This is a genomic window from Leucobacter sp. M11, assembly GCF_035726885.1.
Classification (GTDB): domain Bacteria; phylum Actinomycetota; class Actinomycetes; order Actinomycetales; family Microbacteriaceae; genus JAPFRB01.
In genome coordinates, this window is sequence record NZ_JAPFRB010000005.1 from 89,632 (window position 1) to 98,304 (window position 8,673).

The window sequence follows — 8,673 nt, forward strand, 5'->3', positions numbered from 1 at the left end:
AGCCCCCGTCTCCGGCGTGCACGATTGCGGCCTCCGCCGCGTGGGTCGTGATGCGGGGGGAGAGCATGTTGCGGCGCATGTTCCAGGAGGGGGCGTCGCGCAGGCCGCCGCGGCCGATGCCGATGGCGCGGCTGCCGTGCTTCTTCGCGACCGCGTCGAGGGTCTGCCCGATGCGGCGACCCTCGAACTCGGGCGCGAAGAGATCGAGGACGCCGTGGCTCGACGCCGGGCTGAGCTCGGTGAGCACGATCCCGGCCCGGGCGTACCGGGTGCCGTGCCGGAGCAGGTCGAGCAGCGCCCCCGCCCGCTTCGCGATCGTGATGGGCTCGTCGGTCGGGAGCTCGAAGCGGACCACCGCGTGCGGCGCGTGATGCTCCTGGGCGTAGTGAGAGGTGGCCGCCCAGGCCGTCATCGTCTTCGCGAGTGAGCCCTGCGCGCGCAGCCGGGTGCCGATGCGCTGGGCGTAGATCGAGAGCACCTGGCTCATCTCGGCCGCGGTCTGCACCGGCGTCGAGAAGGAACGGGAGAAGATGATCTGCTCCTTCTCGGAGCGGTCCTCCTCCAGGGGGATGCAGGGGATGCCGCGCAGTTCGAGCACGGTGCGGTGCATGACGACGGAGAAGCGCTTGCGGATGAGGCTCGCGTCGGCGTCGCGCAGATCCTTCGCGGTGTGGATGCCGAGCTCGGCGAGTTTTTTGCCGCTGCGCCGGGCCACGCCCCAGAGCTCCGTGGTGGGCGTCGCGGCGAGGATCCGGTCGAGCCGCTCGGGCTCGTAGTCGTCGAGGGAGCACACGCCGCCCAGATGCTCGGCCCGCTTCGCGCCGCGGCTCGCGATCTTCGCGAGCGTCTTCGAGGGGGCGATGCCGACGCCGACGGGCAGCCCCGTGTTGCGCAGGACCTCGGTGCGCATCGCGTGGCCCGCCTCGGTGAGCGCCTCGGGGGTGCCGCGCAGGCCCAGGAAGGACTCGTCGATCGAGTAGATCTCCTGCCAGGCGGCGTAGCGCCCGAGGATCTGCATGACCCGGCTGCTGAGCGAGCCGTAGAGCTCGTAGTTGCTGGAGCGGGCCACGACCCCCGCCTGCTTCGCCCACGCCTCCAGCTTGAACCACGGCACGCCCATCTCGATGCCGAGGGCCTTCGCCTCGGCGGAGCGGGCGACGACGCAGCCGTCGTTGTTCGAGAGCACCACGACGGGCTTGCCCTCCAGGGAGGGGGCGAGCACCCGCTCGCAGGAGGCGAAGAAGCTGTTGACGTCGATCAGGGCGACCCGGTTGACCGGTTCGGCCGAGGGGCGGTGCGGGGCGGTCATAGCTGCCGCACCAGGAAGCGTTTTTTCATCTGGTAGGCGGGCAGCTCGATCTCGCCCGCCCGGAACTGCTCGTCGAGCTCCTCGATGGCGGCCACGAGCGCGTCCCGGTCGAAGACGCTGCGCTGCCCGCCGAGGCCGGAGTCCTCTCGGATTCTCATGCGGCGCGCTTCCGGAGGTGGCGCAGGCACTCGGTGACGACGCCGAGCAGGCGCAGTTCGGAGAGCTCGGCCACCCGGATATCCGGGTAGCGGGGGTTCTCCGCGCGGAGCACGACGCCGCCGGAGAGGATCTGGAGGCGCTTCAGTGTGAGCTCGCCGTCGAGGACGGCCACGACCACGTCGCCGTCCTGCGGGGCGAGGGAGCGGTCCAGGATCACGTGATCGCCGTCGTGGATGCCCGCGCCCACCATCGAGTGCCCGGAGACGCGGAGCAGGAACGTCGCGGTGCGGTCGTGGATGAGCAGCTCGTTCAGGTCGATCTCGCCGTCGTAGTAGTCCTGCGAGGGGGAGGGGAAGCCCGCCTGCACCGCCTCCTGCGCGACGGGGACGGCGACGAGCGGGGTCCGCGAGCGGAGCACGTACTGCTGTGAAACGATCATTCGGGACTCCCAGCTCTTCGAACATACTTTCGATAAGGAGAGTTTAGGTCGGACCGCCGACATTCACAATCTCGGCGTCGTCCCTGGACGACGGGTGTCCGGGGGCGACGAGGACGCCCGCGCGCGGTGCTCATCGAGCTCGAGGGCGATGAACGCGGCGATGAGGGCGCGGTAGGTGTGCTCGACGACGTCCGGCGAGGCCCCCGCCGTCTCGGCGAGGAGCCGCACCCGGCCGATCACCTGCTCGACGCGGGCCGGGGCGCGCACCCCGTCCTCGTCTTTCTTGAGCGAGCCGGCGGCGACCACCCAGCGCTGGCGCTCGGCGATCAGCGCGACGATGCGGCGGTCCAGGGCGTCAATCTCGGCGCGTACGGCGGCGATGTCCTCGGGTGGGCTGTGTGCGGTCATGCTCCGACAGTACCCCCCGGGTGCCGGGGCCGCCGTGCGCGGGGCGGGTGGGGTGAGCGCGGCGTTGGAGCAAAACGAATATCCTGGTCCTTCGACGACACACACGAAAGCGGGCGTCATGCTGCGAGTTCTCGTTCCCTGCCGAATCCTGCCCGAGCACCGGGAGGCCGCGCTCGCGGTGTACCGGGAGCTGATCGCGCGCACGCGGGAGGAGCCGGGCTGCCTGAGCTACGAGCTACTCGGGGACCTGGCGGACGACACCGCCTTCGTGCTGGCCGAGCACTGGCGTTCGCAGGCCGACCTGGACGCGCACACCGAGACGGCGCACTTCCTCCGCGCGATGGCCGCCCTGGAGTCCCTTGAGGTGGCCGAGAACGCCCGCCGCCTCCACGTCGTCGCGGGCTGAGCCCGGCGCAGCGTGCGCCGCGCTCCGCCCGCTCCGGCGTTTCGGGGCGGGGGCGGGGCGGTCAGTGATCCTCGGGGGTCGGCGTCTTCTCGCCCGTCTCCGGGTGCCGGATGAGGGCCGGATCGGCCTGGCCGTGGCGGGGGTCCCTCGCCTCGCCCTCGGCGCCGTAGTGCTCGCTCGCGCCATCGAGCACGGGGTGATCGAGCGTCTCGCCGCTCGTCGGGGTGTCCTGCGTGCCCCGACCGTTGGACGCCTCGGCGTCGGTGGCGGGGTGGACGTGGCCGGTGGGTTCGAGATTCGTCATGAGTGCTCCTCCTCGAGTAATGGTGCCCCCACGCTATGCCGGACGGGTGAGCGTCTGCCGGGTGCGCCCTGACCGTTTCCTGACCGCGGGCGGCGCTGGGGCGCACCGGAGGCGCGCCCCAGCCCCGGCTACTTCGCGCTGTTCAGCTGCGCGGCCGCGCTGTTCTTGTCGCGCTTGGCCGCCTTCTTCTCTTTCGCGGTTGACGCGGCGGGTTTCTTGGTGGCCTTCTGGCCCTTGTCTTTGGACATCGGCTGTCCTCATCTCCGGGCATCGGCGCCCGTGCCCGACGATAGTCCGGTCAGCTGTGGGCCACACAGGAAACGCCCGTTCTGCCGCGGAGACCGGCCGGGCGGCGCACAGAAAACCCAGCCGGAGGGCTGGGTTTTCGCAGGCTGATTGGTAGGGCGTGCGGGGCTTGAACCCGCGACCGACGGATTATGAGTCCGCTGCTCTAACCAGCTGAGCTAACGCCCCGTACCGCAAGGGGCACCGGACCAGACTAGCGGAACTTGGCCTCGGTCGCAGGGCGGCCGCGCGGCGGCCGGACCCGGGAAACGGGGGTGCCCTGGTCGCTCGTCGGCTCGACCTCGTCGAGCCAGCCGAGGACGGCGCGGGCGAGCGCCTCCTCCGCCGAGGAGCGCAGTTCGGCGGCGACCTCGGGCCGGTAGGCCTCCTGCGCGGCGAAGTGCCGTTCCCGCCAGGCCTCGCGCTGGGCCTCCAGCAGCCCCGCGCTCGAAACGCCGGGCAGGGAGCGCGCGATGAGCACCTGGAACACGGTGCTCTCGAAGGGGTTGGCCCCGTCGAGATCCGGCGTGCCGAGCCACGCGCTCGCGGCGGCGTGTCCGGTCTCGGTGAGTTCGTAGAGGGGGAGGCCGTCCTCGGTGTGCGCCTCCTGGCTGATGAGCCCGGCCGCGAGGAGCCGGTCCAGCGTGCCGTAGACCTGGCCGACGTTCAGCGGCGCGGCCCGGCGCGTGCGCGCGTCGAGCTCGTTGCGCAGCTGCAGGCCGTAGGCGGCGCCCTGGGTCAGCACGGCGAGGATTCCGTCCCTGATCGATGCCACGGCAGCTCCCCTCGTCAGCTCAACCTTAGCAAGGGGGCCGGGCGGCGCGGGCGGACCGGCCGCCGACCGGCGGGGGCGCGCCGATCGATTCCGGTCGCGTGCGCGGGTGGGGCGCGTTTCCCGGCGAAGTGTGGCATGATCGGGGAAGGCACCTGCTGTCTCGGTTTGGCGTTGGGGAAGACGTTCCGAACCAATTGGGAGGCAGTCATGGCGTCAGAAACCACGTCTCAGTTGACGACGGGGGTATTTTTCGTGCACTCGTGTCCGAAGGCGCTTGCCCCGCACCTCGAGTGGGCGCTCGCCCGGGCCGTCGGCTCCTCGGTCAGTTTCGACTGGACCCCGCAGCCGATCCTGAAGGGCAGCGTCCGGGCGGAGTTCGCCTGGTCCGGCCCCGTTGGCACGGCCACCGCGGTCGCCTCCTCCGTGCGCGGCTGGGAGCAGCTCCGCTTCGAGATCTCGGAGGACGCCACGGCGAGCACCGACGGCGGCCGCTGGCTACACACCCCCGGGCTCGGCATCTTCCACATGCAGACCGATGTGGCGGGCAACGCCGTCGTGTCCGAGGATCGGCTCCGCTACGCGATGGACCTTGCGGGCGGCGACCACCAGATGCTCCGCCAGGAGCTGCGCCTCGTGCTCGGCCAGGCCTGGGACGAGGAGCTCGAAACCTTCCGCCAGGCCGGCGACGGCGACGGCGCGGACGTGCTCTGGTTGCACCGGGCCGGATAAAACGTGGCCGCTGTGCCCGGGGAACGCCCTGGGGCGGCGGCACGACCACCACAGACAGCGCCGCTGCGGCGGGGGACGAGCCCCCGCCACAGCGGCGCTGTTGCGTGTGCCGGGCGTTACGCCGTGGCGAAGGCGACGACGGCGTTGTGCCCGCCGAAGCCGAAGGAGTTGCTGATCGCGACGCCGCCGTCCGCCTCGATGGCGCGCGGCTCGGTCACCACGTCGAGGGGGATCGCCGGGTCCTGCTCCGCGAGGTTGATCGTCGGGGGCAGGGTGCCGGTGTGCAGCGCCATGATCGTGAACGCGGCCTCGAGCGCGCCCGTGCCGCCGAGCAGGTGCCCCGTGGAGGCCTTCGTCGCGGAGACGGGGATCTCGCTGAGGCGATCCCCGAAGACGCGCAGCAGCGCCTGGTACTCGGCGACGTCACCGACGGGGGTGGAGGTCGCGTGCGCATTGACGTGGATGACCTCGTCGAGGCTGCGGCCAGAGCCCTCAACCGCGGCGCGCATGGCGCGGGCGGCGGCGCTGCCCTCGGGGTCCGGCGCGGTGATGTGGTGCGCGTCGCTCGTCACGGAGCCGCCGAGCAGCCGCGCGTAGATCTTCGCGCCGCGCGCGATCGCGTGCTCCTCGGTCTCCACGACGATCGCCGCGGCGCCCTCGCCCATCACGAAGCCGTTCCGGCTCACGTCGTAGGGGCGGGAGGCGGTCGCGGGCGTGTCGTTGTCGCGGGACAGCGCCTGCATTGCGGCGAAGGAGGCGATGGGGAGCGGGTGGATCGCGGCCTCGGCGCCGCCGGCGACGACGACGTCGGCCAGGCCGGACTGGAGCAGATTGTAGGCGTTGATGAGCGACTCGGTGCTCGACGCGCAGGCGGAGACCGCGGTGCGCACCCCGGCGCGGGCGCCGAGGTCCATGCCGACCGCGGCGGCGGGGCCGTTCGGCATCAGCATCGGCACGGTCATCGGGAGCACGCGGCGCGGCCCCTTCTCGCGGAGGGTGTCCCAGGCGTCGAGCAGCGTCCAGACGCCGCCGATGCCGGTGGCCCACTCAACGCCGAGGCGCTCGGGGACGATGTCCTCGATGCCGGCGTCGGCCCAGGCCTCGCGTGCGGCGATGAGCGCGAACTGGCTGGAGGGGTCGAGGCGCTTGGTCTCGACGCGGCTGAGCACGTCGGTGGCCGCGACCTTCGCCTGCGCGGCAAAGGTCACGGGAAGTTCGTAGGTGGCAACCCAGTCCTGTTCGAGCGTGCGGGCGCCGCTCTCCTTGTTGAGCAGGGCCGCCCAGGTCTCCGGCATGGTGCCGCCGAGCGGCGTGGTGGCGCCGAGCCCGGTGATGACAATGTTCTTCGTCATGAGTGTCGTGTGCTCCTGTGTCGGGGGCGATGAATCGTTGGGCGGGGGAGAAGAGGGGGAGACGGCGTGTGATGAGCCGTCTCCCCGCCCCTCGGTCCTGCGTGGCCGCGCGGGGCGACCGGGGTCCTGCTTAGGCCTGAGCCTTCACGATGAAGTCGACGGCGTCGCCAACCGTCTTCAGGTTCTTGACCTCCTCGTCGGGGATCTTCACGTCGAACTTCTCCTCAGCGTTGACGACGATCGTCATCATCGAGATGGAGTCGATGTCCAGGTCGTCGGTGAAGGACTTGTCGAGGGCCACGACGTCAGCCGCGATCCCGGTCTCGTCGTTGACGAGCTCAGCCAGGCCGGCGAGGACCTCTTCGTTCGAGAATGCCATGTTATCTCCTATGTGTTAATGGTTAGGGGTCAGTGAAAGAGTTTACGGGAGCTCGACGACCTGGGCGGCGAAGACGAGGCCCGCGCCGAAGGCAATCTGCAGCGCGTAGCCGCCGGACAGCTCGGGCTGCTCCTCGAGCAGCGCGTGCATCGCGAGCGGCACCGAGGCCGCGGAGGTGTTGCCCTGCATGACGATGTCGCGGGCGATCACGACGGACTCGGGCAGCTTGAGCTGCTTCGCGAACTCGTCGACGATGCGCAGGTTTGCCTGGTGCGGGATGAAGGCGGCGAGGTCGCCCGGCTCAAGCCCGGCCTGCTCGAGCGCCTGCCGGGCCACCTTGGCCATCTCCCAGACGGCCCAGCGGAACACGGTCTGGCCGTCCTGGCGGAGCGTCGGCCAGGACAGCTTGCCCGCCGCGTCGCGGTAGTCGAAGAGGGTGCTCGTCATGCCGATCGTGTCCCACTTCTCGCCGTCCGAGCCCCACGCGGTGGGGGAGATGCCGGGGCGGTCGCTCGCGCCGATGACGACCGCGCCCGCGCCGTCGGCGAGGAGGAAGGAGATGCTGCGGTCGGTCGGGTCGACGATCTCGGAGAGCTTCTCGGTGCCGATGACGACCACGTTGCGGCAGGCCCCGGCGCGGACGAGGGCGTCGGCCTGCGCGATCGCGTAGGTGTAGCCGGCGCAGGCTGCCGAGATGTCGTAGGCGGCGGCGGGGGTGATCCCGATCCGGTGCGCGACGAGGGCGGCCACCGAGGGGGTCTGCACCGTGTTGCTGATCGTGGCGACGATGATCCCGTCGATCTGGTCGGCGGGGATCCCCGAGCGCTCGATGGCCTCCAGGCCCGCCGTGGTGGCGAGGTCGGCCGCGGTGACATCGGCTCCCGCGCGGCGGCGCTGGACGATGCCGGTGCGCTGCCGGATCCACTCGTCGGAGGAGTCGATCGGGCCGATCAGGTCCTCGTTCGGGACATCGAGTTCGCCGCGCGCCGCGCCGATGGAGAGGATGCGGGTGTAGGCGGGACCGGTGGCTTGTTTCAGCTGGGCCATGTCACTTCTTTCGTCGGTACGGCGGTCGGGGCGAGAACGTGCGGGGGAACGGCTTAGGCGCCGTGCTCGGCGAGCAGGGCGACGGCGGCGTCGAGGTCGGCGGGGCTCTTGACGGCGACGGTGGGCACGCCCTTCAGGCCGCGCTTGGCGATGCCGGTCAGCGCGCCGGCCGGGGCCAGCTCGATCATGCCGGTGATCCCGGCCGCCTGGAAGGAGGCCATGCAGGCGTCCCAGCGTACGGGGTTCGCGACCTGCGCGACCATGAGCTCCAGGAAGCGGGCACCGTCGGTCACGACGGAGCCGTCGGCGTTCGTCCACAGCTGGTGCGTGGGGGTCGCGGGGGTCGCCTCGCGCGCGGCGAGCGCGCCGAGCTCGGGGATCGCGCTGGCCATGTACTCGGTGTGGAAGGCACCGGCGACCTGGAGCGGGATGACGCGAGCGCCGCGCGGGGCGGCCTCGGCGAGCTGGGCGAGGGCGGGGAGGGCCCCGGCCGCGACGATCTGGCCGCCGCCGTTGCGGTTGGCCGGGGTGAGGCCCTGCGCGGCGATCGCGGCGAGCACGTCGTCCTCGACGCCGCCCACGACGGCGCTCATGCCGGTCGGGGTGACGGCGGCGGCCTGCGCCATGAGCTGGCCGCGTGCCCGGACGAGGGTCAGCGCGGACTCGGGGCTGAGCACCCCGGCCGCGGCGGCCGCGGCGAACTCGCCGACGGAGTGGCCCGCCAGGCCGACGCCGGACAGGTCGGCGCGCGCGGCGAGCGCCTGCCAGGTGAGCAGGCTCGCGGCGACGATGAGGGGCTGGGCGATGGCGGTGTCGCGGATCGTGTCCGCGTCGCTCACGGTGCCGTGCTCGACCAGGTCGAGGCCGATGTGCTCGGAGAGGGCGGCGAGGGTCGCGCGGTGCGCGTCATCCTCGAGCCACTCGTTCAGGAAGCCGGGGGTCTGGGAGCCCTGTCCAGGGCAGGCAACGACAATCACCCCACTAGTGTTCCAGATGAACGGGCGAAGATCTGCATATACATCACGAAGAATCCAAAGATTCTTTGTGGAATGGCTCAGATATTGTCGCGGTTCGGCTGCGT

At 71.4% G+C, this 8,673-nt stretch carries 12 protein-coding genes and 1 tRNA gene; 2 read left to right on the top strand and 11 right to left on the bottom strand.

The window, feature by feature from the left end; translation table 11 throughout:
• The 4 genes from OOT08_RS15695 to OOT08_RS15710 all read right to left on the bottom strand — a co-directional run.
• Positions 1 to 1,309, bottom strand: a 1,309-nt coding sequence (locus OOT08_RS15695) for a Y-family DNA polymerase (protein WP_325093776.1), incomplete at its 3' end; no start/stop codon positions are given.
• Complete coding sequence (locus tag OOT08_RS15700) at positions 1,306 to 1,467, bottom strand: hypothetical protein (protein ID WP_325093777.1); 162 nt, start codon at positions 1,465 to 1,467, stop codon at positions 1,306 to 1,308. The genes OOT08_RS15695 and OOT08_RS15700, both read right to left, overlap by 4 nt.
• Positions 1,464 to 1,907, bottom strand: a complete 444-nt coding sequence (locus OOT08_RS15705) for a LexA family protein (RefSeq protein WP_325093778.1) — start codon at positions 1,905 to 1,907, stop codon at positions 1,464 to 1,466. The genes OOT08_RS15700 and OOT08_RS15705 overlap by 4 nt, the downstream gene beginning before the upstream one ends.
• A gap of 63 nt (positions 1,908 to 1,970) precedes the next feature.
• Positions 1,971 to 2,315 (bottom strand): chorismate mutase, encoded by a 345-nt coding sequence (locus OOT08_RS15710; protein WP_325093779.1) that lies wholly within the window; start codon positions 2,313 to 2,315, stop codon positions 1,971 to 1,973.
• A 118-nt stretch (positions 2,316 to 2,433) separates the two neighbouring features.
• On the opposite strand from OOT08_RS15710, the gene OOT08_RS15715 reads away from it, so the two are divergent.
• Positions 2,434 to 2,721 (top strand): putative quinol monooxygenase, encoded by a 288-nt coding sequence (locus OOT08_RS15715; protein WP_325093780.1) that lies wholly within the window; start codon positions 2,434 to 2,436, stop codon positions 2,719 to 2,721.
• Positions 2,722 to 2,782: 61 nt separating this feature from the next.
• Here OOT08_RS15715 and OOT08_RS15720 read toward each other — a convergent pair whose 3' ends face one another.
• The 3 genes from OOT08_RS15720 to OOT08_RS15730 all read right to left on the bottom strand — a co-directional run bounded on the left by OOT08_RS15720 (position 2,783) and on the right by OOT08_RS15730 (position 4,085).
• A complete protein-coding gene (locus tag OOT08_RS15720; RefSeq protein WP_325093781.1) occupies positions 2,783 to 3,025 on the bottom strand; it encodes a hypothetical protein in 243 nt (80 codons plus the stop codon).
• 397 nt (positions 3,026 to 3,422) lie between these two features.
• Positions 3,423 to 3,499: transfer RNA gene (locus OOT08_RS15725), tRNA-Ile, on the bottom strand.
• A gap of 25 nt (positions 3,500 to 3,524) precedes the next feature.
• Positions 3,525 to 4,085 carry a PadR family transcriptional regulator gene (locus OOT08_RS15730; RefSeq protein ID WP_325093782.1) on the bottom strand — a complete coding sequence of 187 codons (561 nt, stop codon included), beginning with the start codon at positions 4,083 to 4,085 and terminating at the stop codon, positions 3,525 to 3,527.
• 207 nt (positions 4,086 to 4,292) lie between these two features.
• Between OOT08_RS15730 and OOT08_RS15735 the strand changes: the two genes are divergently transcribed.
• Positions 4,293 to 4,814, top strand: coding sequence for a DUF3145 domain-containing protein (locus OOT08_RS15735; protein WP_325093783.1), 522 nt, complete (start codon positions 4,293 to 4,295; stop codon positions 4,812 to 4,814).
• A 116-nt stretch (positions 4,815 to 4,930) separates the two neighbouring features.
• Here OOT08_RS15735 and OOT08_RS15740 read toward each other — a convergent pair whose 3' ends face one another.
• The 4 genes from OOT08_RS15740 to OOT08_RS15755 form a co-directional block, all read right to left on the bottom strand.
• Positions 4,931 to 6,166: a beta-ketoacyl-[acyl-carrier-protein] synthase family protein gene (locus tag OOT08_RS15740; RefSeq protein ID WP_325093784.1), complete on the bottom strand. Its 1,236-nt coding sequence runs from the start codon at positions 6,164 to 6,166 to the stop codon at positions 4,931 to 4,933.
• Positions 6,167 to 6,296: 130 nt separating this feature from the next.
• Complete coding sequence (locus OOT08_RS15745; RefSeq protein ID WP_010157098.1) at positions 6,297 to 6,545, bottom strand: acyl carrier protein; 249 nt, start codon at positions 6,543 to 6,545, stop codon at positions 6,297 to 6,299.
• A gap of 42 nt (positions 6,546 to 6,587) precedes the next feature.
• Positions 6,588 to 7,592, bottom strand: a complete 1,005-nt coding sequence (locus OOT08_RS15750; RefSeq protein WP_325093785.1) for a beta-ketoacyl-ACP synthase III — start codon at positions 7,590 to 7,592, stop codon at positions 6,588 to 6,590.
• Between the two features lie 53 nt (positions 7,593 to 7,645).
• A complete protein-coding gene (locus tag OOT08_RS15755; RefSeq protein ID WP_325093786.1) occupies positions 7,646 to 8,569 on the bottom strand; it encodes an ACP S-malonyltransferase in 924 nt (307 codons plus the stop codon).
• Positions 8,570 to 8,673 lie beyond the last annotated feature (104 nt).

Bases quoted from the DNA above. Each gene is read 5' to 3' on its own strand.
- OOT08_RS15750 (WP_325093785.1), bottom strand. From the start codon at position 7,592: ATGGCCCAGCTGAAACAAGCCACCGGTCCCGCCTACACCCGCATCCTC.
- OOT08_RS15735 (WP_325093783.1), top strand. From the start codon at position 4,293: ATGGCGTCAGAAACCACGTCTCAGTTGACGACGGGGGTATTTTTCGTG.
- OOT08_RS15705 (WP_325093778.1), bottom strand. From the start codon at position 1,907: ATGATCGTTTCACAGCAGTACGTGCTCCGCTCGCGGACCCCGCTCGTC.
- OOT08_RS15710 (WP_325093779.1), bottom strand. From the start codon at position 2,315: ATGACCGCACACAGCCCACCCGAGGACATCGCCGCCGTACGCGCCGAG.
- OOT08_RS15745 (WP_010157098.1), bottom strand. From the start codon at position 6,545: ATGGCATTCTCGAACGAAGAGGTCCTCGCCGGCCTGGCTGAGCTCGTC.
- OOT08_RS15700 (WP_325093777.1), bottom strand. From the start codon at position 1,467: ATGAGAATCCGAGAGGACTCCGGCCTCGGCGGGCAGCGCAGCGTCTTC.
- OOT08_RS15740 (WP_325093784.1), bottom strand. From the start codon at position 6,166: ATGACGAAGAACATTGTCATCACCGGGCTCGGCGCCACCACGCCGCTC.
- OOT08_RS15720 (WP_325093781.1), bottom strand. From the start codon at position 3,025: ATGACGAATCTCGAACCCACCGGCCACGTCCACCCCGCCACCGACGCC.
- OOT08_RS15715 (WP_325093780.1), top strand. From the start codon at position 2,434: ATGCTGCGAGTTCTCGTTCCCTGCCGAATCCTGCCCGAGCACCGGGAG.